Genomic DNA, 24,276 nt, shown 5'->3' on the forward strand with positions numbered 1-24,276 from the left:
GAGCGCATGCGTTCTTGCTTGCAGCGCCGGGCGCGGCGCGGGGAAACTCGGCCGAGATGCCCCTAGAGTACCGGCTTCATTCGCGCTGCGCCTGCGGTTCCGTGCTCTCGTCGTCCGAGTTCGCGCTCGCCTCCCGTCCCTTCGCGCTCGCCGGGACGAAGCGCGTCTACGAGCGCTCGCGCCCGTTCACGGTCCGGCACATCGCCCTCGATCTCGCGCTCGACGTCGCGGAGCGCTCGATCCGCGGCGCCGCGCGGCTCGACGTGGTCCGCGTCGATCCGGCGGCGCGCGAGATCGCGCTCGACGCCGTCGGCTTCGATCTGGAGTCGGTCGAGATCAGCGCCGGCGCGGGGCGCGCCGTGAAGCCCCGGCGCGGCGCGGGCAAGGCGGCGAGCGGCGCGTTCCAGCCGGCCGAGCACACGTACGACGGCGAGACGCTCCGCGTGGCCGTGCCGCTCGACGAGGCCGAGGCGTCGATCCTGGTCCGGTACCGGGCCACGCCGCGGCGGGGGATCTACTTCCTCCAGCCGGACGAGCACGTCCCCGACCGCCCGCGCCAGGTCTGGACGCAGTGCCAGGACGAGGACGCGCGCCACGTCTTCCCCTGCATCGACAAGCCCCACGTCAAGCAGACGACCGAGCTCCGGGCGGAGGTGCCGCCGGGCTGGTACTGCCTGTCGAACGGCGAGCTCGAGAGCGACGCGAAGTCGCAGAAGGCGGGCGTCTTCCACTACCGGCTGGACGAGCCCCACCCGAGCTACCTGTTCACGCTGGTCGCGGGCGAGTTCGCCCGCATCGACGACGCGGCGCTCGACATCCCGCTCGCGTACTTCGTGCCGAAGGGGCGGGAGGAGGACGGCCGCCGCACGTTCGCGCGCACGCCGGACATGATCCGTCACTTCAGCGAGAAGCTCGGCGTCAAGTATCCTTTCCGCCGCTACGCCCAGGTGGTGGTGAGCGATTTCATCTTCGGAGGGATGGAGAACACGACCGCCACCACGATGTACGAGCACATCCTGCTCGACGAGCGGGCGGCGCTCGACATCTCGTCGGACGATCTCATCGCCCACGAGCTCGCGCACCAGTGGTTCGGCGATCTCGTGACGTGCCGCGACTGGTCGCACGGCTGGCTCAACGAGGGGTTCGCGACCTTCATGGAGCACGTCTACCGGGAGCACCACCTCGGCGCCGACGAGTACGATCACGGCCTGAAGGCCGATCTCGACGCGTATCTGGGCGAGGCGCGGGGGCGCTACCGGCGGCCGATCGTCTGTCAGGACTACGACGCGCCGCTCGACGTCTTCGATCGGCACCTCTACGAGAAGGGCGGGCTCGTGCTGCACCTGCTCCGCCGCGAGCTCGGGGACGCGCTGTTCTGGCGCGGGGTGAGCGCCTACCTGACGCGCCACGCGCGCGGGGTCGTGGAGACGCGGGACCTCGCCCGCGCGCTCGAGGAGGTCAGCGGCAAGTCGCTGGAGCGCTTCTTCGAGCAGTGGGTGTTCCGCGCCGGGCACCCCGAGCTCGACGTGAAGATCGAGCTCGAGGGCGACGAGTGCACCGTGACCGTGAAGCAGACGCAGGCGGCCGGGCAGCACCCCAGCCGGGAGCACGCGCTCCAGCCGGACGCCGCGACGCCGCCGGCGTTCGCGTTCGACCTGGTGCTCGATTTCGGCTTCGCGGACGGCAAGGGCTCGAGCGTGCGCCGCGAGGTGCGGCGCGTGGACCAGCAGGCGCACACCTTCGTCATCCCGCTCCCGCGGCGCCCTCGCTTCGTGGTGGTGGATCCGGACCTCCGGATCCTGGGCGAGGTCAAGGTCGACGCGCCGGCCGATCTGCTGCGGGCGCAGCTCGCCCACGCGCCGACGGCGCGCGGCCGCATGCTCGCCGCGAAGCCGCTCTCGCGGCGCGACGACCCGCCGACGGCGCGGGCGCTCGGGCAGTCGCTCGCCGACACGAACGAGTTCTGGGGGGTGCGCGCCGCCGCCGCGGGCGCGCTCGGCGCGCTCCAGTCGAGCGCGGCGTTCGCGCTGCTCGAGGCGAGCGCGGGCGTGGAGCACCCGAAGGTGCGGCGGGCGGTCGCGAGCGCGCTCGGCAACTTCCGGTCGGCCAAGGCGGCGGAGCTCCTCGGCAGGCTCGCCCTGCGCGACGCGAGCTACCTGGTCCAGGCCGAGGCGGCGCGGGCGCTCGGGGCCACGCGGCAGAGCTCGGGGTTCGAGACGCTGATCGACCTGCTCGACCGCCCCTCGTGGGGCGAGGTCCTCCGCTGCGGCGTGATCGACGGGCTGGCCAACCTGCGCGACGAGCGCGCCGTGCCGCACCTGACGGCCCGGACGCGCTACGGCGTCCCGACGCGGGGGCGCCGGGCGGCGATCCTGGCGCTGCCGAAGCTCTCGAGCGATCGGCGGACGCGCGAGCTCCTCGAGGAGCTCCTCGATCAGCCGGATCCGTACCTCCGGGTCGACGTCGCGCGCGCGCTGGGCGATCTCGGCGACGGCCGGTCGCGCGGCGCGCTCCAGCGGCAGCTCGACCGCGATCTCGACGGCCGGGTGCGGCGTCGGATCCGCGAGGTGCTCCGCGATCTCGGCGGGGCGGGCAAGCGCGAGCTGGACCGGCTGCGGGACGAGCTCGAGGCGCTGCGGCGCGACAACGCGGAGATCCGGGCGCGGCTCGGCAAGCTCGAGGCGGCGGGGAACAAGGCCAAGAAGGCGGCCGACGCGAAGTGAGCGAGCCCCTTTGCCGCGCCGCTTTGGTCGGCTAGGGAGGCTCCATGTCGGACGCCTCTCCCGTGAAGCTCGACCGGCGCGGCGCGGTCGCGGTGCTCACCATCGATCGGGCGGATCGCCGCAACGCGCTCTCCCGCGACGCGCTGCTCGCCTTCGGGCGGCTCGGGCGCGAGCTCGTGGACGACCCGGAGGTGCGGGCGATCGTGATCACGGGCGCCGGGGACAAGGCGTTCTGCGCCGGCGCCGATCTCAAGGAGCGGCAGGGCATGAGCCCGGACGACGTCCGCCGGCAGGTGGGGCTGTACCGGACGGAGCTCGGGGTGCTCGCGCGGAGCCCGAAGCCGGTGATCGCCGCGATCAACGGGGTCGCGTTCGGCGGCGGGCTGGAGCTCGCGCTGATCTGCGATCTCCGGGTGGCGGCGCCGCACGCCGAGCTCGCGCTGCCGGAGACGTCGCTCGGCATCATCCCGGGCGCGGGCGGCACGCAGCGGCTGCCGCGGGTCGTCGGCGAGGCGCGGGCGAAGGAGATGATCCTGCTCGGCCGGAGGCTCGCCGCGGCCGAGGCGCTCGCCTGGGGGCTCGTGAACCGGGTGTCGCCCGAGGGGACGCCGGTGGTCGACGACGCGATCGCGTGGATCGAGCCGATCGCGAGCGGCGCGCCCATCGCGCAGGCGGCGGCGCTCCGGGCGATCGAGGACGGCTACGACGTGCCGCTGGATCTCGGGCTCGAGATCGAGCGGGTGCACTACGACGAGACGCTGCGCAGCGAGGATCGGCTCGAGGCGCTGCGCGCGTTCGCCGAGAAGCGGAAGCCGGTGTACCGGGGGCGGTGACGGCGCGCGCCTCGGGCCGCCTCCGCGGCGCGCTGGCTCGGCGGCGGGGCGCGCGCGGCCGCCGTCGTGCTAGCCTTGCCTCCATGGATCCGAAGCCGACCGGCGCCGCGCTCCTGCTCGCCCCGGCCGCCCGAGGCGGCGCGGCGGCCAGGCTCCCGCCCGCAGAGCTGCGGCAGGCGCGTTTCCCGGCTGTGGACGAGCACCTCGTGGCGCCGGAGGTGACGCGCGACGAGCTGATCCGCGGACGCAAGGTCGTCGCGGCGCCGGCGCTGGAGCCGCACGCCGAGCAGCAGGTGCGGCTCGATTTCCTGATCGCGCCGCACCTCCAGCCCGGCTACATCGGTGCGGCCGATCTCATCACCCGCGTCGCCGAGGGCTCGGATTTCGCCACCGATCTCTCCATCCGCAAGGCGGGGATCGATCCGGCGACGGGGCGCCGGTACCTCGAGGAGCTCTCGTTCGAGATCGTCAACGAGCAATCGATGCACGACGTGCGCGAGAAGGCCGAAGATCTCGTCGCCCGGGGCGTGCGCCGCGTCTTCGCCATCTTCGTGAAGCGCGACGGGGTCGCCGAGTGGTCGGCGGCCGAGGGGCGGTTCGTGCCGCTCGCGCCCGACGCGATGATCGAGGATCCGTCCCTGGTCCGTCCGGTCCCCGTCCGCGCGTTGCTCGACGGCGCGGCGGCCGAGCGCGAGGTCGTCCGCGCGCTGGAGCGCAAGGGCAACCCGGAGATCGAGGCCATCAAGGCGCGCGAGCGCCAGGCGGCGCTCGACGAGGGGCGGCGCGCGGGGCTCGACGAGGGGCGGCGCGCGGGGCTCGACGATGGCCAGCGCGCCGTGCTGCTGCGTCAGCTCCGGGCGCGGTTCGGAGACGTGCCCGAGGGGAGGCGGGAGCAGGTCCTCGCTGCGTCCGGGGAGCGGCTCGCGGGTTGGGCCGAGCGGATCCTGACGGCCACGACGCTGGACGAGCTCTTCGAGGGCTGACGCTTTCCAGCGCCGGCAGCGCCCCGCCCTACAGCCCATCCGTCGGCGGGCGGAGCACCTCGACCTTCCCTTCCATCCGCTTCGACACCCATACCTTGTTGTTGCGGTCGACGATCACCGCCCCGCAGTCCTCGATCGCCTCGACGAGCTCGAGCCCCTTCTCGGCTCCCAGGATGAACACCGCATCATCGACGGCGTCGGCGGTCAGCGCGTCCCTCGCCCAGATGGTCACGCTCCGGCTCTCGGTCGCCGGGAAGCCGGTCCGCGGATCGATGATGTGGTGATAGCGCCTGCCCTCCTTGATGAAGCTCCGCTCGTAGTCGCCCGCCGTCGAGAACGCGCGGTCCTCGACCTCGATCATCGCGAAGTAGTCGTTCGGTCCCTTGCCGCGCGGGTCCCGCACGCCCGCCCTCCACCGCGAGCCGTCCGGCTTCTTCCCGGCGATGTACAGGTCGCCGCCGGCCTGCACGAAGAACGACGTCAGCCCCTCCCCGCGCAGCACCCGCGCCGCGGCGTCGACGGCGTATCCCTTCGCGATCCCCCCGAGGCTCATCCGCATCCCCGGCTTCGCGAGCATCACCGTGCGCTGCACGCGATCGATCCGGATCTGCTTGTAATCGATGAGCGCCCGCGCCCGCTCGACGTCGTCCCTCCGCGGCACGTTGTCGTCGATGTCCTCGTCGAACTTCCAGAGCCCGTGCATCGCCTCGAAGGTGACGTCGAAGACCCCGCCGGAGCGCTCGCTGATCCAGAGGCTCTTCTCGATCACGTCGAGCGACTCCGGGCTCACCGGGGCGGCGCTCTTCCCGGCCGCCGCGTTGACCCGCGACAGCTCGCTGTCCGGCCGCCACGTCGTCATCAGCCCCTCGAGCCTGCGGATCTCGGCGATCGCCTTCTCCAGCCTGGCCCGGATCGCCGCCTCATCCATCGCCGCGCTCGCGTAGGCGGCGAGGAGCAGGTTCGTCCCCATCGCCCTCGCCTCGACCGCGACGCGGGCGGGCCCTGCCTGCGCCGCCGCGCTCGGGTCCGGCGCGGGCGCCGCGCTCGAGGCGGCGGGCGGGGCCTCCTTGCCCGCGCGCGGGGCGTCGCACCCGGCGAGCGCCGGCGGCGCGAGCAGCGCCGCGAGACCGAGGAGGAGCGAAGAGCAGCGCAGCCTTTGCATTCGAGGATCCTGACTCCGTGGAAGACGTGCGGGCGCGCGGGCGCGCGGGCGCGCGGGCCGCGCGGCCCCGCCGCGCCGTCGCGGCCGGACGCCGGCGGTAGAGCTCCGCCGGCGCCACCATGGCCCAGGCGAGCCGCGCGGATCCAGGGTAGTATCGCCCGGCCATGAGCCTCGACCCGAGCCGCCTCCAGCGCGACATCGACGACCTCTCCCCGGAGCTCCGCGAGATCGCCGCGCGCATCCACGCGAACCCCGAGCTCCGGTTCCAGGAGCACAAGGCCGCGGCGTGGATCGCCGAGGCCGTCGAGAAGAAGGGCATCCAGGTCGAGCGCGGGCTCGCCGGCATGCCCACCTCGCTGCGCGCGCGCATCGGGCAGGGCCAGGGCCCCCACCTCGCCATCCTCGCCGAGTACGACGCCCTCCCGGAGATCGGCCACGCCTGCGGGCACAACCTGATCGCGGCGGGCGCGCTCGGCGCCTTCCTCGCCCTGGCCCGGCAGAAGGACGCCGTGGCCGGCACCATCGATCTGGTCGGGACGCCCGCCGAGGAGGGGGGCGGCGGCAAGATCCGGCTGCTCGAGGCCGGCGCCTTCGAGGGCGTCGACGCCGCGATGATGTTCCACCCGTTCGACCGCGACCTGCTCGCCCACGACACGCTGGCCAGCACCTGGCTCGAGCTCCAGTTCCACGGCAAGCCGTCGCACGCCGCGCTCGCGCCGTGGGACGGCAACAGCGCGCTCACGGCCTGCCTCGACACCTTCCGGCTGATCGACGGCCAGCGCGTCCACTTCCGCGACGGCGTCCGGGTGCACGGGTTCATCAAGAACGGCGGCCAGGCGGTCAACATCATCCCGGAGCTCGCGGTGGCCGAGTTCTCGGTCCGCGCCCTCGACACCGAGGAGCTCGCCCGCGTGCGGGCGATCGTCGAGCGCTGCGCCCGCGGCGCGGCCATGGCGAGCGGCGTGGAGCTCGCGCTTGTCGACCAGGGCGGCTACAAGAACATGGTCAACAACCGGAAGATGGCGCGCCGCTTCGGCGAGCACCTGCGCGCCCTCGGCCGCTCGCCGGTCGAGATGGACCCCGCCGTCGGCACCGGCTCGACCGACATGGGCGACGTGTCCCACGCGCTCCCCGCCATCCACCCTTGGATCGCGATCTGCGGCAAGGGCGAGACGACCTGCCACCAGCACGCGTTCGCCGCCAAGGCCGCGAGCCCCGCCGGCCAGGACTCGATGCTGATCGCCGCCAAGGCGATGGCGATGACGTGCGCGGATCTCCTGCTCGATCCCGAGCTGCGCAAGGGCGTACGCGACGAGTTCGCCCAGCGGAAGGCCGGCGCGAGCGCGGCCTAGGCCCGGGTCAGCCGTCGGCCGTTCGTCAGCCGTCGTCCTGGAGGGGGTTGCCGAGGTCGTCCATCAGCCCGGTCCCCCCCTCGATCGGGATCGCCCGCGCCAGGGCGACCCGCTCCAGCATCACGGACAGCGCGATCTTGTCGCCCACGTCCGGCAGCCAGGTGCGGGACCCGTCCCAGAGATCCAGCCGGATGTTGCTCGACGGCTTGCCTTCCTTGACCGCGCCGCCGGCGCCCGCCTGCGCCGAGGGCACCGACATGCGATCGATCTGCGACCAGGCGAAGCGCCGCACGCGCGGCAGCCCAAACCCGAGCAGCTCGCGCAGCTCGATCCCGTCCGGGTGCACGATCACGCCGCGCATCTGCTCCCGCAGCACCATCGCGAGCGCGCTCACGCACAGGATGATGGCGCACACGCTCGACGGGACGAGCCGGTGGCGATCCCCCTCCACGACGTACTGGAAGATCCGGGAGCTCGAAGGAGCGTTCTGGCCATAGAAGATCACCGCCGAGACGGTGAGGGCAAAGGCGAGGTAAAGCAGCGCCGGGATGCGCTCCTTCAACGGCGGCCCGAACGCGATGCGCTTCTCGGGCCTGTACGTCATGTCAAAGCCGGGAGGTCTGGAAGGACGCGCCATAGATTCGTAGTCTACACGGCGGACGACGCGGCGCTTGGGTACCCCCTCAGCCCGCTCGCCCGGGGGTCGGCCGCCGCGCTTCCAGAAATCCATGGTCGGGCGTTCCCGGAAAACCACGGCGCGGCGCTCCCAGAAACCCATTGCCGGGAGATGGCTGAACGGACATGAAGGATCGCCCCGAGGGCGCCTCCTCGGGCCCATCCTGGAGTTTTCCATCCATGCACGACCGCTTCCTGCGCGCCTGCCGGCGTGAGCCGACCGATGTGACGCCCGTATGGTTCATGCGCCAGGCGGGCCGGTACATGGCCGAGTACCGGGAGCTCAGGAAGAAACACACGCTGCTCGAGATCTGCAAGACGCCCGAGCTCGCGCTCGAGGTGACCCTCCAGCCGCTGCGGCTCGGGATGGACGCGGCGATCCTCTTCGCCGACATCCTCTTGCCGCTCGAGCCGATGGGCGCGCCGTTCGAGTTCGCGAAGGGCGAGGGCCCGGTCATCCACGAGCCGGTGCGCGACCGGGCCGGCATCGAGCGGCTCCGCGTGTTCGAGCCCGAAGAGGGCCTCGGTTACGTGCTCGAGGCCGTGCGCCTCATCCGCAAGGAGCTGGACGGCAAGACGCCGCTCATCGGCTTCGCCGGCGCGCCGTTCACCATGGCGAGCTACCTCGTCGAGGGGGGCAAATCGAGCGACTACCGGCTCACGAAGCAGCTGATGTGGAGCGATCCCGAGGCGTGGTCGGCGCTCATGGGCAAGATCTCCGAGGTCGTCCGCCGCCTGCTGCGCGCGCAGGTCGCCGCCGGCGCGCAGGCCGTGCAGCTGTTCGACTCGTGGGTCGGCTCGCTCTCGATCGACGACTACCGCGAGCACGTGCAGCCGCACGTGCGCCACATCCTCCGCGACCTCGAGGCGACCGGCGTCCCGGTCATCCACTTCGGCACGAACACCGGGGCGCTCCTCGAGGCGCAGCGCGACGCCGGCGGCACGGTGATCGGCGTCGACTGGCGCACGCCGCTCGACAAGGCGTGGCAGCGCATCGGCTACGACCGCGCCGTGCAGGGCAACCTCGATCCGCTGCTGCTCTGCGCGCCGCGCGCCGTCGCCGAGCGCCGCGCGCGGGCGGTGCTCGCCGAGGCCGGCGGGCGCGCGGGGCACATCTTCAACCTCGGCCACGGCATCATCCCGGAGACGCCGGTCGACACGGTCAAGGCGGTGATCGATCTCGTCCACTCCATCCCGCGCGCGTCGCTGCAGGGCGAGCCCGATCGTTGACGCTGCGCCTCGCCCCTCCCGGGGTGATATGGTGCCGCCGCGAGCATGTGCGAGCTCCTCGGGATGGAGTGCAACGTCCCCACCGACATCGTCTTTTCGTTCAACGGCCTCCGGCACCGGGGCGGTCGCACCGGACCGCACGCCGACGGGTGGGGCCTCGCGTTCTTCGAGGGGCGCGCCGCGCGCGTCTTCCTCGACCCGAGCCCCGCGTGCGATAGCCCGCTGGCGCGGTTCCTCGGCGAGACCCCGATCAAGACGCTGCTCGCGATCGGCCACATCCGGCGCCGCACCCGCGGCGACGTCCTGCTCGCCAACACGCACCCATTCGTGCGCGAGCTCTGGGGACGCCACTGGGTCTTCGCGCACAACGGCACGCTGCGCCGCGTCCGGCGCCGCGCGCTGGGCCGCTTCAACCCCATCGGCACGACCGACAGCGAGCACGCGTTCTGCTACCTCCTGGAGGGGCTCCGCAGCGCGTTCCCCAGCTACCCGCGCCGGCCCAGCGAGCTGTGGGCGGCGGTCGCGGCGCTCGGCGGCGAGCTCGGCCGGGACGGCACGTTCAACTTCCTGCTCGGCGACGGGCGCCACCTCTTCGCCCGCTGCGGGACCCGGCTCTGCTACATCGTGCGCAAAGCCCCGTTCGGCGTCGCGACGCTCGCGGACGACGACGTCCGCGTCGACTTCTCCGCCGTCACGACCCCGAAGGATCGCGTCGCCGTGGTCGCGACGACCCCGCTCACCGTCAACGAGACCTGGACCCAAGGGCGGCCGGGCGAGCTCTGGGTATTCGACGGCGGCGAGCTGCGCGCGACGCTCCGGTCGTGAACGACGGCGGCCGGGCTCCCGCGCCGGCCTCCACCCGCCCAGCAGGGCTCGGGTCGTCAATACCCTCCTTGCAGCCGAGGTCGGTTTCTCGGCACCTGCTCCGGCTGGGCCTGTTGATGCCTTTCGAGGCAAACGGTTCCAGCAGCGACGGAGCATGGCTGCTTGGCGAGGAACGCGCTGCTCCGGGAATCATCCCAGGAGGAAATACGCGACCGCGCCAGGGGTGGAGATGGCCACGGAGCAACCTGAAATGAAAAACGCCGCGGCGGACCTGGGGGGGGAAGGTCTCCGCCGCGACGCAGGTCTACTCTACGCACCCCGTGTGCCAAGTCAACCAACCGGCGCTGCTCGGAAGGCGGCCGCGGGCTGCGCGGCCGCGGCGCGCGCGGCGTTCGGTTCCGTTCGGTTCCGTTCGGTTCCGTTCGGCTCCGTTCAGTTCCGCTCAGCTCTGCTCGTTCCGCTCAGTTCAGCGTTGTGATGCGCCCTGGTTTTGAGGCAGAACTCACAGAGCCTCATGCCCGCAGAACGCGGGCTTGCCAGCCGAACCAACACATCGTGCTCCAGCGAACCATTCTCTCCCCTGCCGGCTCGACCGCTCGCCGGACGGGTGGCGGCGCGCCCGGGAAACGCATAGAGAGAGCCGCATCGACGGCAGCGCGAGCTGCACGAGAGAACGGGGCGGCGCATCCACTGCGATACAAGCGCACAATGCCCCACAAGGCGCTTCAGCGAGCACAGGCGATGCGGTGCAGAGCAAGCGACGGTGAGGGGCGGACGGCGTGCGAGGAACAAGCCGAGAGCGTGGAAGGGCACGACGGAGCGCGGCGGGCGACGTGTGCCGCTGTCGGGTCGGGAAGGCGGAGGAATCACCGAAGACGGCTCCGCCCGGATGGCCGTCTTGACGGGAGTCGGGGCATGTCAGTACGCTTTGACGCTGGGCGAGCTAGGGCATATCGAGCCGTTGGATCGCGACCGAAGAGCCGCGCCCGGGTAGGTTCCGTCTCGGGAAGAGCTCGAACGATGTCGAGGCTAGGTCGCACGACGGGTTGGGCTGAGCGCGCGTGAGTGACTTCGACGAAAAGACTCGTGTAACGCAGGTGGTCCAGCCCCCACCGGGCGGCGGCAGCAAGAACACGACCGACTGCCTGGTCGTGATCTACACGAAGGAGCCCACGCTGCTCGGCAAGCGGTTCGTGCTGGAGCACAACCCGACGCGGGTCGGCCGGGGGGCGGACAACCACATCGTGCTCGACGGCGACTCCGTTTCACGGCGGCACGCCCATTTCGAGCAGCGGCCGAGCGCCTGGATGGTCGTCGACGATGGCAGCACCAACGGGACGTACTGCAACGATGAGCAGATCTCCCGCGAGGTGGTGCTGAAGAACGGAGACCGGGTGAAGATCGGCCCGACGATCTTCAAGTTCCTGTCCGGCGCCGACGTGGAGGCGCAATACCACGAAGAGATCTACCGGATGACCATCATCGATGGTCTCACGCAGATCCACAACAAGCGCTACCTCTACGAGGCGCTCGAGCGCGAGATCATCCGCGGCCGCCGCCACGAGCGCGACCTCGCGATCCTCCTGTTCGACATCGACCACTTCAAGCGCATCAACGACGTCCACGGCCACCTGGCCGGCGATTTCGTGTTGAAGGAGGTCGCGCGCATCGTGCAGAGCCGCATCCGCCGCGATGAGGTCTTTGCGCGGTACGGCGGCGAGGAGTTCGCCATCATCCTGCCCGAGACGTCGATCGAGGGCGCCGCGGCGCTCGGCGAGACGCTGCGGCAGAAGGTCGCGGAGCACCTCTTCGTCTTCCAGGCCGACAGCATCCGCGTGACGATCAGCGTCGGCGTGGCGCTGCTGCAGGAGGGCGATCGCACCGCGAACGACCTCATCAAGCGCGCCGACGAGCGCCTCTACCACGCGAAGAACAGCGGGAGAAACCGCGTCTGCGCCTGAGCTCGGGGCCACGGGCGCGCTAGATCCCGGCGGAGGAACGACGATGCCGAACAGCGAGCTGCCGCTGCCGGCGGCGCTGGACCCGGACGGCGGCGAGGCGCTGCCCGAGATCATGGTGCCGCCGCCTGGTCCAAGGTCGCGGAGCGCCCTCGAGCGGCTCGAGCGCGTCGAGTGCCCGGCGTTCGGCCGGCGCCGCGAGGCGCGGGCGCAGAAGAGCGGCGCCGAGATGCTCCCGATCGTGCTGTCGCACGGGCGCGGCGCCAACGTCTGCGACGTCGACGGCAACCGCTACGTCGACCTGTGCGCGGGCTTCGGCGCGCTGCTGCTCGGCCACGCGGCGGCGCCGGTGCGGCGCGCGGCGGAGGAGCAGATGTCGCGGCTGACGCTCGCCCTCGGCGACGTGTACTCGGCCGACGTGAAGATCGCCCTCCTGGAGCGCCTCGCGGCGCTGCACCCCGGACCGTCGCCGATGGCGCTGCTCGGCCAGAGCGGCAGCGACGCGATCACGGCGGCCATCAAGACGGCGGCGCTCGCGACCGGGCGGCCGGGGCTAGTCGCCTTCGAGGGCGCGTACCACGGCCTCGGGTACGCGCCGCTCGCGGCGTGCGGGCTGCGCGAGAGCTACCGGTCGCCGTTCGCGGAGCAGCTCAACCCACGCGTGACGTTCGCGCCGTACCCGCGCGACGAGGCGGGCGCGGCGCGCGCGCTCGACGCGGTCGAGGCGGCGCTGCGCGGCGGCGAGATCGGCGCGATCCTGCTCGAGCCGATCCTCGGGCGGGGCGGCTGCGTCGTCCCGCCCGACGCGTTCCTGGGCGCGGTCTGCGACGCGGCGCACCGGCGCGGGGCGCTCGTGATCGCGGACGAGATCTGGACCGGCCTCGGTCGGTCGGGGGCGATGACGCGCACCGGGGCGATCGGGGCGCCCGCGGACATCCTCTGCTTCGGCAAGGGGCTCGGCGGCGGGCTCCCCATCTCCGCGTGCGTGGCGCCGGAGCCGATCATGCGCGCGTGGGCGCGCGAGGCCGAGGTGGTCCACACCTCGACGCACTCCGGCTCGCCCCTCGCGTCGAGCGCCGCGCTCGCGACGCTCGACGCCCTGGACGCAGGCCAGCTGGCCGCGCGCTCGCGCGACGTGGGCGCGCGCTTCCAGGCGGCGCTCCGGGAGGCGCTGCGGGGCCGAGCGGGCGTCGTCGACGTGCGCGGCGCCGGGCTCATGGTCGGCGTGGAGCTCGAGAGCGCCGAGCTCGGGCTGCGGGCGATGCGCGGGATGCTGGCCGAGGGCTACCTGGTCCTCACGGGCGGGGTGCGCGGCGAGACGCTGACGCTGACGCCGGCGCTCACCATCCCCGAGGCGCTGCTGTCGGCCGCGGCCGGCGCGCTGGCGCGCGTGCTTTCGTCCTAGGCGCGCGCGGCGCGTGCTATCCCGGTCGCGTGGGATCGATCGATCAGAGCGAGGCGCTGCACCGCCGCGCGCAGGCGTTCATCGAGGCGTCGCTCCTCCCGGACAGCGCGGGGTCGCCCGGCGCCGGCCGAGCGGCGGCGGCCTCGCTTCAGCAGGGCGAGGGCGCGGCGGACGCCGCGCTCCCGGACACGTTCGACGCGCTCGCGATCGCCCTCGCCCGGCACCAGGCCGCGCGGTGCGCGCCGGTCGCCCGCCTCTTCAAGGCGCGCGGCGTGGACGTCGACACGATGCAGCGCGCGGCGCAGATCCCCGCGGTGCCGTGCGACGTCTTCCGGTTCGCGCGCGTCGCGGCCCACCCGCCCGAGGCGAACGAGCGCGTCTTCCGCACGAGCGGGACCTCCCTCGGCGCGGCGTCCCGCGGCGAGCACCCGTTCCGCACCACCGCGACGTACGAGCTCGCCGCGGTCGCCTGGGGCGCGCGCCTCCTGTGGCCCGACAGCGCGCGGCTCCGCGCGATCGTCCTGGCGCCGCCGCTCGACGAGGTCCCGGACTCGTCGCTCGGGTTCATGATCGATCGCTTCGCCGCGCGCCTCTCGGGGCCGGCGAGCTGGCACGTGCGCGGCGGCGAGCTCGACGCCGCGGGGTTCGCCCGCGCGTGCGCCGAGGCGCGCGCCGCGGGCGAGCCGGCCATCGTGCTCGGCACCTCGTTCGCGTTCGTCCACCTGCTCGAGGCCGGGCTGCCCGAGGGCGCGACGCTGCTGCCCGGAGGGAGCCGCGCGATGCAGACCGGCGGCTACAAGGGCCGCTCGCGCGAGGTGCCCGCGGAGGAGCTGCGGGCGTCGATCGCGCGATCGCTCGGGGTGCCCCTCTCGCACGTCGTGGGCGAGTACGGCATGACGGAGCTCTCGAGCCAGCTCTACGAGGGCACGCTCGCGGCGGCGCTCGCCGGCAGGCCGGGCCCCGCGCCGGGGATCTACCTCGCGCCGCCCTGGACGCGCGTCACCGCGGTCGACCCCGAGACGCTCGCGCCGCTCCCCGCCGGCGAGATCGGGCTCGCGCGGATCGTCGATCTCGCGAACGTCGACTCGGCGGTGGCCATCCAGACGGCCGATCGCGTGCGCGTCACCGAGGAGGGCGTCGAGCTCTTGGGCCGCGCGTCCGGGGCGCCGCCGCGCGGCTGCTCGATCGCGATCGACCAGATGCTCGGCGGCGGCCCGTGATGGACGACGGCGCGGCGCGGCGCCGCCGGGTGGAGCGCGCGGTCGCCGCGGCGGCGCGGATCGCGGACGCGCGCGACCCGCTCGGCCAGGAGGCGCGGCGGCGGCTGCCCGCCACGAGCGGCCTCTCCCCGGAGGGCGTGGAGCTCGCGCTCGGCCGCCACCTCGAGGTCGCGCCGAGCAGCGGCGAGCTCGACGCGCTCGTGGCGACCGCGGGGCGCGCGCGCCGCTGCCACGTGGTGCTCGCCGCGAACGTCTGCACGGCGCCGCTGCGGGCCATCGCCGTCGCGGCGGCGACGGCGCCGGAGGTCCTCGTGCGCCCGTCGCGCCGCGATCCCGTCGTCGCGGAGCTCCTCGTGCGCGCGCTCTCGGCCGACGAGGGCTTCGCGCGCGACGGCGGCGCCATCGCCCTTGTCGCGGACGTGGCGCTCGGCGACGCCGGGGCGCAGGCGGCGGGCGAGGAGCCCCGCGACAGCGCGCCGCGCGCCGAGCTGCACGTCTACGGCTCGGACCAGACCGTGGCGACGCTGCGCGCCCAGGCCGGGCGCGGCGTGCTCGTGCGCGGGCACGGCGCCGGCCTCGGGCTCGCCGTCGTCGGCCCCGACGCGCGCCTCGCCGAGGCGGCGCGCGACATCGCGGACGACGTCGTGCCGTTCGATCAGCGCGGCTGCCTGTCGCCGCGCTTCGTGCTGGTGGAGGGCCCGGCCGAGCGCGCCGAGGCGCTCGCGCGCGCCCTGCACGAGGCGCTCGCGGCCGCGGGCGCGCGCGTCCCGCGCGGGCAGCTCGACGGCGCCGCGCGCGCCGAAGTGGCGATGTACCGGGCCACCCTCGAGGCCGTGGGCTCGTTCTGGGAGGGCGAAGGGCACGGGGTCGGCGTGGATCCGGCGCCGCGGTCGCTGCTGCTGCCGCCCGCGGCGCGCGTCGTCCACGTGGCGGCGAGCGGCGCCGGCGCGGCTCCGGCGCTGCTCGCGCCGATCCGCGGCGCGATCACCGCGATCGGCGCCGGCGGCGGCGGCGAGCTCGCGCGCGCCGTGTCCGCCGCGGCCCCGCGCGCCCGGGTCTCGGCGCTGGGGTGGATGCAGCGCCCGCCCCTGGATGGCCCGGTCGACCTGCGGGCGCGCTGATCTCCGTGACCGGCCGCGCGGCGGCGGGCGGACGGCGCGCCGGCAGCGCGCGCGTCGCGCCGCGGGCGCGGCCTCGGCGGCGGCGCGATCCGGGCGCGCTCGCGTGCGAGGTGCGCTCGAGCGACGGTGTGTGATAGCGATCGTCGTATGTCGTCGCGCACCGATGATCCGAAGGCGACCCACCCGCCCACGGAGCTCGAGGCGATCGCGAGCCCGCCCGCGGCGCCGCTCGACGTGGAGGGCGCACGGGAGGGGCTCGTGGACGGTGGACCGCCGGACGAGCGCCACGCGGGCGCGGGCTCCCCCGCGCCGAGCGATCCGGCCGGCAGCTCGGCCCGCGCTGCGCAGGCCGGCGGCGAGACGGAGCCCGAGGGCGAGGACGCGCCGCCGTCGGTCACCTCCGCCAGGATCCACGTGCGCCGCGACGAGCGCCTGGATCTCGTCATCGAGTACCTGGCCTTCGTGGCGAAGCCGATGCCGCTGTCGCTCCTCCTCGACGAGGCGCCGCAGCGGATCGCCGCCATCCTCGGCGCCGACGTGGCGTCGCTGTACCTCCTCGAGGGCGACGGCGACGAGCTCGTGCTGCGCGGCAACGTCGGCTTCCCGCGCGAGGCGCGCGGCACGGTGCGGCTCTCGGTCGGGCAGGGCATCACGGGCATGGCGGTCGAGTGCTTGCGCCCGATCTCGGTCGTCCAGGCGACGGAGCACGAGCGCTACCGCGCGTTCCCGGAGCTCCGCGAGGAGCGGTTCCCGGTCTTCCTGGCGGCCCCGATCCTCGGCAGCGGCCGCCCGCTCGGCGCCCTGGTCGTGCAGCGGGCGGGGGATCGCGCCTTCACGGCGCGGGACGTCGAGCTCCTCATGGCCCTGACGGCGCCGATCGCGGCCGGCGCGCGCCACGCGCAGGTGCTCGACGAGCTGCGCGAGCGGCGGCGGCGCACCGGCGGGGGCACGCGCAAGGTCACGCTGCCGGGGCTGCCCGTGGTCCCGGGTCGCGCGCTCGGCGCCATCGCGGCCCTGCGGCGGCCGGCCAGCTCGTCGCTCGGCCCGCAGCGGGGCCGCGGCGATCCGAAGCTCCTGCGGCTCGCCTTCGACATCGCCGAGAAGGCGCTCGTCGAGCTCCACGCCCGCGCGGCGGAGCGGGGGATCGCGCAGGACGCGGCGTTCCTCTCGACCTACCTCCTGATGATCGGCGACGGCCGCCTGCGCGCGCGCGCCTTCGAGCTCGCGGCCGGCGGGCGCACCGTCGCGCAAGCGCTCGGGACGGTCGCCCGCGAGGTGGCGCGGGCCGCCAACGGGATCGTCGGCGACCCGTTCTTGCAGGACCGCGCCCGCGACATCGAGGACCTCTGCGACGCGATCCTGATGCTGGCGACCCCGGACGCCCGGGCCGAGCTCCCGTCGAAGGCGGTCCTCGTCGGCGACCAGCTGACCGTGTTCGATCTCCTGATCTCCGCCCGCGCCAACCCCGTCGGCGTCGCGCTCAGCGAGCGGTCCGGGCCGCGCTCGCACGTGCTCCTCCAGCTGCTCGGCGTGCCGTCGATCGTGGATGTGGCGGGCGCGTTCCGCTGGGCGTCGCCGGGCGACGTCGCGCTCCTCGACGCGGACCATGGCTTTCTGGTGATCAACCCGTCGCGGGCCGAGGTCGCGACGGTCCGCGCGGCGCGGCGCAAGGGGCCGCCGCTGCCCGGGCCGACGCCGGACGACGACGGAGAGGACGAGCCGACGAACTGAGCACCGGCCGGGGCCGGTGCTCGCGGCTCAGCGGCTGGGCTGCGCGGCGGCGGCCGGGTCGGCCGGCGGCGTTCCCTGGGCGCTCTGCAGCTCCTTCTTGGCGCGCCAGTTCGCCAGGCGCTTCGTGTCGCGTCGCTTCTTCTTGGCTCTCACTGCGGGCTTCTGCGGCATGGCCGGGGTATAGCCGCTCGAGCCCCTCGAGGGAACCCCGTACCTCGGCCGCCGCACCTCCGGCGGGCCGCCGGGCGTTGACGCCTCACGGCGCCCGCCCCATGACCGCTCGTCCAATGAACGTCCGTCTCGTGCATGAGTTCCGCTTCGAGGCCGCCCACCGCCTCCCCAAGGTGCCGCAGGGGCACAAGTGCGCGCGCCTCCACGGTCACAGCTTCAAAATCGAGGTCGCGATCCGAGGCCCCGTGAACGAGGAGACGGGGTGGTTCATCGATTACAGCCACCTCTACGAAGCCTGGGCGCCCCTCCACGACCTGCTCGATCACAACTACCTGAACGAGGTCCCGGGGCTGGAGAACCCGACGAGCGAGGTGCTCGCCCGGTGGATCTGGAACCGCCTCGCGCCGTCGCTGCCGTCCTTGAACCGGGTCACCGTCTTCGAGACCTGCGACGCCCGCTGCGAGTACGAGGGCGACTAGCTCCGATGAAGACGCTCGTCTGCCGCTGCGAGGACGTCACCCTGCACGAGCTCGAGGCCGCGATGGAGCGCGGCTACAAGGACATCGAGTCCGTCAAGCGCTACACGGGCTTCGGCACCGGCTGGTGCCAGGGCAAGTGGTGCCTCGCGCTCTGCGCGCGGCTCATCGAGGAGCGCGGGGGCGACGTCCAGAAGCCGATCACGCCGCGACCCCCGTACCACCCGGTCTCGCTCGCGGCGCTCGCCGGGCTCGACGAGCTCGGCCTCCGCGGCGGCGGGCACGAGCGCTAGCGCCGGCCGCGCCGCCTCCGCGCGCGCGCCCGTCGCCGGCGCCCCGGCCCCGTCGTCAGCCGAGCGGCCGCCGGGCGCTCGCGCACCCGACGTTCACGGTCAGCTCGAAGACGCCCTCGGACCAGTACTTCGAGACCGCGTGGTGCAGGTACGTGAGCATCGAGTCGATGATCTGCGGCTCGAGGTCGAGCATCGCCGTCGCGTCGGGGATCACCATCAGCCGCGAGATGGGGTCCTCGAGGAACTCGCGCCCGCTGTCGAACGACACCGCGATGAGCTGGACGTCGACCTCGACCTCGTCGAACCCGGCGTCCTCGATCTCCTCGGCGATGGTCTCGAGCGTCGGGCGGCTGGCGGAGGCGGCGTCGACCGCCGCGCCGAGCTCCGACAGGTCCTGCTTGAGCGCGCACTCCCGCGCGATGTCGGCCACCTCCGGGAACGAGCCGCGCAGCGGCAGCGCGATGAGCGCCTGGCCGCCGGGGACCAGCACCCGGCGCAGCTCGGCGAGGAGCTGCGCCCGCTCGTCCGGGCGGCAGACCGGGTGCAGCGTGAACGCGTGGGTGAAGCTCGCGTCCGGCAGCGGCGTGGGCAGGGCGTCGGCGAGCACGTAGCTCGCGTTCATCCCGGAGAACAGCGCCGCCTTGGCGCGCGCGAGATCGAGCGCGGCGGCGGACCCGTCGATCCCCACGAGGGTCGCGCCGGGCAGCTTGTCGGCCACGATCGCGTCGGGGAAGCCGCTCCGACAGCCGAGGTGGGCGATGCGCGCCGCCTCCGAGGGCAGCAGCATGTCCACCGCCAGCGAGGCGAAGAACGAGATGTAGCGCGGGACGACCGCGTGCTCGAACAACACGGCGTCCGCCGCGCTCAGCGGCGGGCCGATCATCAGGCGACCCCGTCCTCTTCCTCCTCGTCGTAGGGCGCGAGGAGGCCGAGCGCCTCTTCGGCGAGCTCACCGATCGTGACCTCCGACGTCGCGTCGTCGCCGCCGTCGTCGGCCAGCTCGACCGTGCGCATGTCGCCGATCAGCGGCTGGATCAGCGGCGCGTGCGCCGGGTCGCCGATCTCGACCAGGGTCTCGATCGCCGCCGCCACCGCGTCCGGATCCTTGTGGCCGAGGAACTGGCCGAGCAGCTTCGGCACGCCCGGCTCCGGAACCTCGGCGATGAGGTACGGCAGCTCCGGCAGCGCGGACGACCCGACCGGCAGCCGCTTGAGCGCCCGCTCGATCGCCTGCGCGACCTCCTTGAAGCGGTCGTAGGCGAGCGACTCGATCTCCTCGCCCGCCGCCTGCCGCGCCTCGGGGTGCTCCGAGGCGAGCACGTCGATGAGCGCGTCGAGCGCGCGCGGGCCCTCGTGCTCGCCGAGCAGCGACGCGATGCGCACCAGCCGGAGCGCCGCCTCGTCCTCGTCGGTCTCGCGCGCCGCGCTCGCGATCGCGTCCGTGAGGACGTCCAGCAACGCATCGCCGGGCATGGCCGCCAGATCGTCGTGGAGCCGGCGAGCCGTGCGCTCCGCGTCGAACAGCTTGTTCAGGGTCGTCTCGATAGCTTGGCGATTTTGCACGAAGAGGAGCTATCAACAGCGCGCCGCCTCCGCAAGCCGGCAGGCAGCAAGGGCCTGTTCCCCGCGGATTCCCGTCCACGGCGGGCGCGGCCACGCCGGCCCGGCGCTACCGCATCGCGCTCGCCAGCCGCGCGCGATGCGGTAGACCGTTCATGGCATGCGCGCGTCCGGCTCATCGCAAGCCCGCCCGACGAGGGCGGCGGTCTCCCCTTCCCCGCTCGTGCGCGGCGCCGCGGCGTCCGCCCTCGTCCTTGCGCTCGGGGGCCTCGACGACCCCGCGCCGCCGCCGCCCGCGGTCGTCCCTCCGGCGGCCGCGGCGCGCGGCGCCGCGGGCGCGGCGGCGCTCTGCGGCCCGCGCACCGTGCCGGAGGGCGCCGCGTGCGTCCCGCTGCCGGCGCCGGGCGCGCCGCTCCCCGAGGGCGGCGCCGCGGCGCTCTCCGGCCCGGGCGGCGCGCGTCCCGCCGGGGCGGGCGCGCGCGGGCAGGCCTACGAGCACATCCCCCGCCGCCCGGAACGTCCGGCGAGCGCCGCCGCGTATGCGTTCCCGATCGGCGCGCCGGATCAGGCGCCCGGGTTCCTCCTCGTCGAGGGCGCTCCAGCGCAGCCGGGCGCGCCGCCTCCGGCGGGCCCCGTCGCCGCCATCGGCGCCGCGCGACCCGAGCCGCCGTCCTGGGCCGGCGGGGTCGACCTCGCGGCGGCGCGGGGCGAGCGCGTGGTGTCGCTGCGGCTCGAGGGGCAGGAGGGGAAGGCCGAGGTCGTCTTCGTCGGCGAGCTGTCCGGGATCACGGTCGCCACGGCGCACGACGTGCGCGAGGCGCGCGACGTGGATCGCGTGCGCAGGTACGTCCTGCTCCACGGCCACCTCGACCGCCCCGGCCCCGGCGTCGTGGCGGGCGCGCGCCTCGACGCGGGCGACGTGGTCGGGTACGCCGGCGACACCGGCAGCCCGGGCCTCGTCCGGCTGCGCCTCGAGGCGCGGCAGCTCCGCGAGGGCGCGCGGCTCTCGGATCTCGATCCGAAGCGCATCATCGACGCCGCGGTGACGGTGCCGTGCGACCTCCGCAACGTGCTGCCGCTCCGTCAGGGCGCGAGCTTGTAGCCGAAGCCGTACACCGTGAGGATGTGCTCCGGCTTGTCGGGCGAGCGCTCGATCTTCTTGCGCAGCTTGACGATGAAGTTGTCGACCGTGCGGTTCGACGGCCCCGCCTCGATCCCCCAGATCTTCTGGAGGATCTCCTCGCGCGAGACCGGCTGGCCCAGGCGCTCGTGCAAGAGGCGCAGGAGCTCGACCTCGTAGAACGACAGCTGATCCGACCGCGAGCCCCGCGAGACCGTGTGGGCGGTCATGTTGACCTGCACGTTGCCGATGGTGAACACCTCGACCGGCGCCTCGGCGGGCCGGGCGGCGCGGCGGAAGAGGGCGCGCAGCCGGGCGATGAGCTCGCCCACGCTGAACGGCTTGGTCACGTAGTCGTCGGCGCCCGCGTCGAGGCCGCGGATCTTGTCGATCTCCTGGCCGCGGGCCGTCAGCATAATGATCGGCACGAACGCGTCCCAGCGGCGCAGGTCCTCGCAGACCTTGAAGCCGTTGGTGTCGGGGAGCATGAGGTCGAGCAGGATCGCGTCCGGCTTCTCCTGCCGGGCGAGCAGCACGCCGTCCTTCCCCTTCGACGCCGACGCCACCGAGAAGCCCTCGAACTCGAGGGCATCCGTCAGCCCCAGCACGATGTGGGGCTCGTCCTCGATGATCAGGATCTTCTTGCGTGCCGCCACGACGGAGTGCGGTCTTAGCACAAAACCCGCCGGGCCCCGCGAGGGCCCTGCCGGCCGGCGGCGCCGGAGCCCGTCCGGGGCCACAAAAAGCGGCGCGGGGCGCGATCTCGCGATCGGCCCCGCGCGCCGGGTCAGCCCGCCGTCAGCCTACTCGCCGGAGCAGGTGATGAACAGCGTGGAGCCCTGCTGGGCTTCGCCCTTGCCCGTGAACCGGATCTTGCGCCGCTCGGTCGACGGGCAGTCGGCGACGATGGCCGGGTCGCCGACCTTGATCGAGGGATCGACGTAGCACCACCCGTGCACCGGCTGGCCGTCGGCCTCGACGTTGTCGTTGACGTTGGTCCTGCACGCTTCGGCCGCACCTTCCTTGAGCTGCTGGATCTCGCACACGCAGTCCCAGCCGGAGACCTTCGCGATGTCGAGGGCGAGCACCTCCTCGACCGCGGCGAAGCGAGTCGCGTCCGGCGGCACCGCGGCGCGCCCCGTCGCAGGGTCGCAGCCGCACTGGCCCTGCGAGTTGCGCGCCTCGAGGATCAGGCAGGAGACCTGCTTTTGGTCGTCGGGGGTCAAGGTGCGCGGCAGGCACTGGCCGCCGAGCACCGTCTTCAGGCGGTCGATGATGGCGCCGATCGCCGGCCGGTAGCCGTAGTCGGCGTCGTTAGTGCGTTCGAGCTGCGCCGGGCACACCGAGCCGACGATGCCCTGGGGTCCGAGCTCGCGGATGAGCTGCAGCTCGCGGAGGCCCGGGTAGGCCTTCGCCTTGATCTGCGTCGTCGTCCTGGCCCCCGGGGCTTCCTGGCTGCTCCCGGCTTCCGGCCGGCACAGCGGGTTGTCGTTCGGCGCGCCCTGGAGCTCCCTGCAGTCGCAGCTCTGCGCGTTGCCCTCGCAGGATTTCGACTGGGGGAGATCGAAGATGCACGCGTACTGGAGATCGCCGGTGCTCCCCTGCGGGATCGTGTACTCGCGGCCGTTGATGGTGTTCCAGCCCGTCTGGTCCGGCTGGATGATCGTGTCGCCGGTGATCGGGTTCGAGCCCGAGCGCGGCGCCGTCGACTCGACCATGAAGGGATCCTTCGGCGCCTGGTACTTCGCGGGGTCGCCGAGGATGAGCTCCCAGGTGCTGCTGAACGCGTTGTCGAGCAGCGGGGAGCCGAGCTCGGTCGCGTTCTTGAACCCGCCGACCGGCTCGCCGTCCTCGTTGAGGCCCTGCAGGAGGTCCGGCTCGCCCGCCGCGTTCAGGCGCGCGATGTCCTGCCAGGGCACGCCGACGATGCCGGCGAAGAAGACGAGCCCGGGATCGCGGATGATGGAGTCCTCGTCGTCCGTGACCAGATCGCTGAAGATCGGGTTCGGGACGAGATCGCCCTGGCGGTTCGGGATCTGCGCCTCGGTGAAGGCGCGCCGGTAGCGCTCGATCGGGTAGAGGAAGTCGAAGCCGAACCGGCGCTTCTGATCCCAGCAGCGGGAGTTCACCGGATCCTCGGCGGCGCTCAGCCGGGCGGGGAAGCCGTCCGAGCCCGTGCAGGCCTCGTCGACCGGGCAGCCATCCTGGTTCTGGCTGCACGACCTGCAGCACTTGTTGCCCGGGTCGGTGGCGCACTCGGAGCGCGGCCGCCACAGGCGGAAGCCATTCCTGGTCTCAGCGACGAGGTAGTTGCGGCCCTCCTCGCGGATCGAGCAGTCGTTCTCGTCGCTGAGCATGATGATCGCGAGGAGGGAGCTCGGCCGGAGGAAGGCTTCGCGTTGCTGGATGACGGTGCCGTCCAGGCCGATCGGCACGGCGGCGTCGCCCTGGATCTCGATCCGCTCGTAGGGCTCGGGGTCGACGAGGAAGCGGTACACGCTCTCGAGCTGCGCCTCGAAGCCGCAGCCGGACTGCCCGGTGCCCTTGACCATCGCCCTGAGCTGCCCGACGAGCGACGTGTCGTTGAGATCGGCGTTCGAGTCGCTCTCGATGTCCGCCTCGCCGTCTTCCGGGTCGGCCCTCCCCGGCTCTCCGTTCTCGTCGCGCTTCTGATCGGGGTCCCAGGCCAGGAAGCCCTTGTTGAGGTAGGTCGGGATGTCGTTGACGTGGGAGTTCTCGTCGGTGCGCGCGAGGAGGTGCGCCATGTCCACGTTCGAGGCGCTCGTCATCTCCGGGCAGGCGCCCGAGCCGTGGCCGCCGAGGCTCGAGCTGATGATGCCGATGTGGATGTCCTTGACCGGCTCGAACTCGCGCTTGAAGTCCGTCGGGCAGTCTTCGTTCGGCGACGAGACGGTCTCGGGCGGCCGCGTGCCGCTCTTGTGGATGCAGCGCGGGTTGACGAGGCCCTGCACGAGGTCGGGGATGGCGGTGGAGAGGATGTCCTGCTTGTCGGCCATCGAGCCCGAGTTGTCGATGGCCAGGAGGAGGTCGATCTTGTCGACCGAGCTCTGGGTCAGCCGCTCGACGATCGTCGACGTCGTGCGGGGCTCGTTCGTGGCGATGGGGCGGTTCAGACATCCGAAGGCGCTGCCTGTGCCCGCGACCAGGAGGCCCGCCATGGCGAGCCTCACCGCGCCCCTCCACGGGCGCCTCCTCTCACGCTCAATCCGCGTCATCATTGGACTTTCCTTTCGACCACCGATCCAGTTGCGCGGCGGTCAAGCCACTGAACGGGCCCTTCGTCCGCGGGCCCATGACCGACTTCCGCAGGCGATCCGCGGCTCGACGGGAGCCCGATGCTAAGGACCCGACCGGAATGCTGTCAATTCGACCCGTCGGCCCCGCCCGGACCCGCCTGAGGGCGCCGTAGCAAAGGAG

The 24,276-nt window shown here is 73.3% G+C and carries 21 protein-coding genes; 14 read left to right on the forward strand and 7 right to left on the reverse strand.

Annotation, left to right across the window (positions count from 1 at the left end):
• Positions 1-101 precede the first annotated feature (101 nt).
• From NQZ70_RS46750 to NQZ70_RS46760, 3 genes are all read left to right on the forward strand, one after another.
• Positions 102-2,723: a M1 family aminopeptidase gene (locus NQZ70_RS46750; protein ID WP_237244681.1), complete on the forward strand. Its 2,622-nt coding sequence runs from the start codon at positions 102-104 to the stop codon at positions 2,721-2,723.
• Between the two features lie 44 nt (positions 2,724-2,767).
• Positions 2,768-3,556 carry an enoyl-CoA hydratase-related protein gene (locus NQZ70_RS46755; RefSeq protein ID WP_129580008.1) on the forward strand — a complete coding sequence of 263 codons (789 nt, stop codon included), beginning with the start codon at positions 2,768-2,770 and terminating at the stop codon, positions 3,554-3,556.
• 83 nt (positions 3,557-3,639) lie between these two features.
• Positions 3,640-4,539, forward strand: a complete 900-nt coding sequence (locus tag NQZ70_RS46760) for a hypothetical protein (RefSeq protein WP_129580009.1) — start codon at positions 3,640-3,642, stop codon at positions 4,537-4,539.
• Positions 4,540-4,567: 28 nt separating this feature from the next.
• On the opposite strand, the gene NQZ70_RS46765 is transcribed toward NQZ70_RS46760, so the two are convergent.
• Positions 4,568-5,701 carry an FAD:protein FMN transferase gene (locus tag NQZ70_RS46765; protein ID WP_129580010.1) on the reverse strand — a complete coding sequence of 378 codons (1,134 nt, stop codon included), beginning with the start codon at positions 5,699-5,701 and terminating at the stop codon, positions 4,568-4,570.
• Between the two features lie 164 nt (positions 5,702-5,865).
• Between NQZ70_RS46765 and NQZ70_RS46770 the strand changes: the two genes are divergently transcribed.
• Positions 5,866-7,053 (forward strand): amidohydrolase, encoded by a 1,188-nt coding sequence (locus NQZ70_RS46770; protein ID WP_129580011.1) that lies wholly within the window; start codon positions 5,866-5,868, stop codon positions 7,051-7,053.
• Positions 7,054-7,078: 25 nt separating this feature from the next.
• Here the strand turns inward: NQZ70_RS46770 and NQZ70_RS46775 are convergent, their stop codons facing one another.
• Entirely contained in the window at positions 7,079-7,657 is a 579-nt protein-coding gene (locus NQZ70_RS46775; RefSeq protein WP_129580012.1) for a PH domain-containing protein, read from the reverse strand.
• A 251-nt stretch (positions 7,658-7,908) separates the two neighbouring features.
• Between NQZ70_RS46775 and hemE the strand changes: the two genes are divergently transcribed.
• From hemE to NQZ70_RS46810, 7 genes are all read left to right on the forward strand, one after another.
• Positions 7,909-8,958, forward strand: a complete 1,050-nt coding sequence (gene hemE, locus NQZ70_RS46780; RefSeq protein WP_129580013.1) for a uroporphyrinogen decarboxylase — start codon at positions 7,909-7,911, stop codon at positions 8,956-8,958.
• Between the two features lie 45 nt (positions 8,959-9,003).
• Positions 9,004-9,783: a class II glutamine amidotransferase gene (locus NQZ70_RS46785; protein WP_129580014.1), complete on the forward strand. Its 780-nt coding sequence runs from the start codon at positions 9,004-9,006 to the stop codon at positions 9,781-9,783.
• Between the two features lie 1,061 nt (positions 9,784-10,844).
• Positions 10,845-11,744 (forward strand): GGDEF domain-containing protein, encoded by a 900-nt coding sequence (locus tag NQZ70_RS46790; RefSeq protein WP_020741151.1) that lies wholly within the window; start codon positions 10,845-10,847, stop codon positions 11,742-11,744.
• Positions 11,745-11,787: 43 nt separating this feature from the next.
• Positions 11,788-13,146, forward strand: a complete 1,359-nt coding sequence (locus NQZ70_RS46795) for an aspartate aminotransferase family protein (protein WP_129580015.1) — start codon at positions 11,788-11,790, stop codon at positions 13,144-13,146.
• A gap of 29 nt (positions 13,147-13,175) precedes the next feature.
• Positions 13,176-14,366, forward strand: a complete 1,191-nt coding sequence (locus NQZ70_RS46800) for an acyl-protein synthetase (RefSeq protein ID WP_237244682.1) — start codon at positions 13,176-13,178, stop codon at positions 14,364-14,366.
• Positions 14,366-15,487 (forward strand): acyl-CoA reductase, encoded by a 1,122-nt coding sequence (locus NQZ70_RS46805; RefSeq protein WP_129581996.1) that lies wholly within the window; start codon positions 14,366-14,368, stop codon positions 15,485-15,487. The genes NQZ70_RS46800 and NQZ70_RS46805 overlap by 1 nt, the downstream gene beginning before the upstream one ends.
• Before the next feature lie 147 nt (positions 15,488-15,634).
• Positions 15,635-17,218, forward strand: a complete 1,584-nt coding sequence (locus tag NQZ70_RS46810) for a GAF domain-containing protein (protein WP_129580016.1) — start codon at positions 15,635-15,637, stop codon at positions 17,216-17,218.
• A 27-nt stretch (positions 17,219-17,245) separates the two neighbouring features.
• On the opposite strand, the gene NQZ70_RS46815 is transcribed toward NQZ70_RS46810, so the two are convergent.
• Positions 17,246-17,371: a hypothetical protein gene (locus tag NQZ70_RS46815; protein ID WP_257792751.1), complete on the reverse strand. Its 126-nt coding sequence runs from the start codon at positions 17,369-17,371 to the stop codon at positions 17,246-17,248.
• Positions 17,372-17,505: 134 nt separating this feature from the next.
• Here NQZ70_RS46815 and queD point away from each other — a divergent pair, with 134 nt between their 5' ends.
• Together queD and NQZ70_RS46825 are read left to right on the forward strand one after the other, a co-directional pair.
• Positions 17,506-17,868, forward strand: a complete 363-nt coding sequence (gene queD, locus NQZ70_RS46820; RefSeq protein WP_061621487.1) for a 6-carboxytetrahydropterin synthase QueD — start codon at positions 17,506-17,508, stop codon at positions 17,866-17,868.
• A 5-nt stretch (positions 17,869-17,873) separates the two neighbouring features.
• Entirely contained in the window at positions 17,874-18,158 is a 285-nt protein-coding gene (locus NQZ70_RS46825; RefSeq protein ID WP_129580017.1) for a (2Fe-2S)-binding protein, read from the forward strand.
• 55 nt (positions 18,159-18,213) lie between these two features.
• Here NQZ70_RS46825 and NQZ70_RS46830 read toward each other — a convergent pair whose 3' ends face one another.
• Both NQZ70_RS46830 and NQZ70_RS46835 read right to left on the reverse strand, forming a co-directional pair.
• Positions 18,214-19,041 (reverse strand): class I SAM-dependent methyltransferase, encoded by an 828-nt coding sequence (locus NQZ70_RS46830; RefSeq protein WP_129580018.1) that lies wholly within the window; start codon positions 19,039-19,041, stop codon positions 18,214-18,216.
• The gene (locus tag NQZ70_RS46835) at positions 19,041-19,721 is read right to left on the reverse strand and encodes a HEAT repeat domain-containing protein (protein WP_129580019.1); all 681 of its coding nucleotides are present in this window, start codon (positions 19,719-19,721) and stop codon (positions 19,041-19,043) included. The genes NQZ70_RS46830 and NQZ70_RS46835 overlap by 1 nt, the downstream gene beginning before the upstream one ends.
• A 157-nt stretch (positions 19,722-19,878) precedes the next feature.
• On the opposite strand from NQZ70_RS46835, the gene NQZ70_RS46840 reads away from it, so the two are divergent.
• Positions 19,879-20,820 carry a M23 family metallopeptidase gene (locus NQZ70_RS46840; RefSeq protein ID WP_207217657.1) on the forward strand — a complete coding sequence of 314 codons (942 nt, stop codon included), beginning with the start codon at positions 19,879-19,881 and terminating at the stop codon, positions 20,818-20,820.
• Here the strand turns inward: NQZ70_RS46840 and NQZ70_RS46845 are convergent.
• Together NQZ70_RS46845 and NQZ70_RS46850 are read right to left on the reverse strand one after the other, a co-directional pair.
• Positions 20,802-21,494 carry a response regulator transcription factor gene (locus tag NQZ70_RS46845; RefSeq protein WP_020741161.1) on the reverse strand — a complete coding sequence of 231 codons (693 nt, stop codon included), beginning with the start codon at positions 21,492-21,494 and terminating at the stop codon, positions 20,802-20,804. The two genes, NQZ70_RS46840 and NQZ70_RS46845, sit on opposite strands and share 19 nt — an antisense overlap.
• Before the next feature lie 147 nt (positions 21,495-21,641).
• Positions 21,642-24,029 (reverse strand): hypothetical protein, encoded by a 2,388-nt coding sequence (locus tag NQZ70_RS46850; RefSeq protein ID WP_129580022.1) that lies wholly within the window; start codon positions 24,027-24,029, stop codon positions 21,642-21,644.
• Positions 24,030-24,276: the final 247 nt, after the last annotated feature.

The sequence above is a fragment of the Sorangium sp. So ce836 genome (assembly GCF_028553905.1).
Taxonomy (GTDB): domain Bacteria; phylum Myxococcota_A; class Polyangia; order Polyangiales; family Polyangiaceae; genus Sorangium; species Sorangium cellulosum_D.

What these genes read in the sequence shown, in the direction of transcription:
- NQZ70_RS46785 (WP_129580014.1), top strand. Translation starts at nt 9,004, where the DNA reads ATGTGCGAGCTCCTCGGGATGGAGTGCAACGTCCCCACCGACATCGTC.
- NQZ70_RS46840 (WP_207217657.1), top strand. Translation starts at nt 19,879, where the DNA reads ATGCGCGCGTCCGGCTCATCGCAAGCCCGCCCGACGAGGGCGGCGGTC.
- NQZ70_RS46810 (WP_129580016.1), top strand. Translation starts at nt 15,635, where the DNA reads ATGTCGTCGCGCACCGATGATCCGAAGGCGACCCACCCGCCCACGGAG.
- NQZ70_RS46830 (WP_129580018.1), bottom strand. Translation starts at nt 19,041, where the DNA reads ATGATCGGCCCGCCGCTGAGCGCGGCGGACGCCGTGTTGTTCGAGCAC.
- NQZ70_RS46795 (WP_129580015.1), top strand. Translation starts at nt 11,788, where the DNA reads ATGCCGAACAGCGAGCTGCCGCTGCCGGCGGCGCTGGACCCGGACGGC.
- NQZ70_RS46805 (WP_129581996.1), top strand. Translation starts at nt 14,366, where the DNA reads ATGGACGACGGCGCGGCGCGGCGCCGCCGGGTGGAGCGCGCGGTCGCC.
- queD (WP_061621487.1), top strand. Translation starts at nt 17,506, where the DNA reads ATGAACGTCCGTCTCGTGCATGAGTTCCGCTTCGAGGCCGCCCACCGC.
- NQZ70_RS46770 (WP_129580011.1), top strand. Translation starts at nt 5,866, where the DNA reads ATGAGCCTCGACCCGAGCCGCCTCCAGCGCGACATCGACGACCTCTCC.
- NQZ70_RS46775 (WP_129580012.1), bottom strand. Translation starts at nt 7,657, where the DNA reads ATGACGTACAGGCCCGAGAAGCGCATCGCGTTCGGGCCGCCGTTGAAG.
- NQZ70_RS46765 (WP_129580010.1), bottom strand. Translation starts at nt 5,701, where the DNA reads ATGCAAAGGCTGCGCTGCTCTTCGCTCCTCCTCGGTCTCGCGGCGCTG.
- NQZ70_RS46760 (WP_129580009.1), top strand. Translation starts at nt 3,640, where the DNA reads ATGGATCCGAAGCCGACCGGCGCCGCGCTCCTGCTCGCCCCGGCCGCC.
- hemE (WP_129580013.1), top strand. Translation starts at nt 7,909, where the DNA reads ATGCACGACCGCTTCCTGCGCGCCTGCCGGCGTGAGCCGACCGATGTG.
- NQZ70_RS46755 (WP_129580008.1), top strand. Translation starts at nt 2,768, where the DNA reads ATGTCGGACGCCTCTCCCGTGAAGCTCGACCGGCGCGGCGCGGTCGCG.
- NQZ70_RS46825 (WP_129580017.1), top strand. Translation starts at nt 17,874, where the DNA reads ATGAAGACGCTCGTCTGCCGCTGCGAGGACGTCACCCTGCACGAGCTC.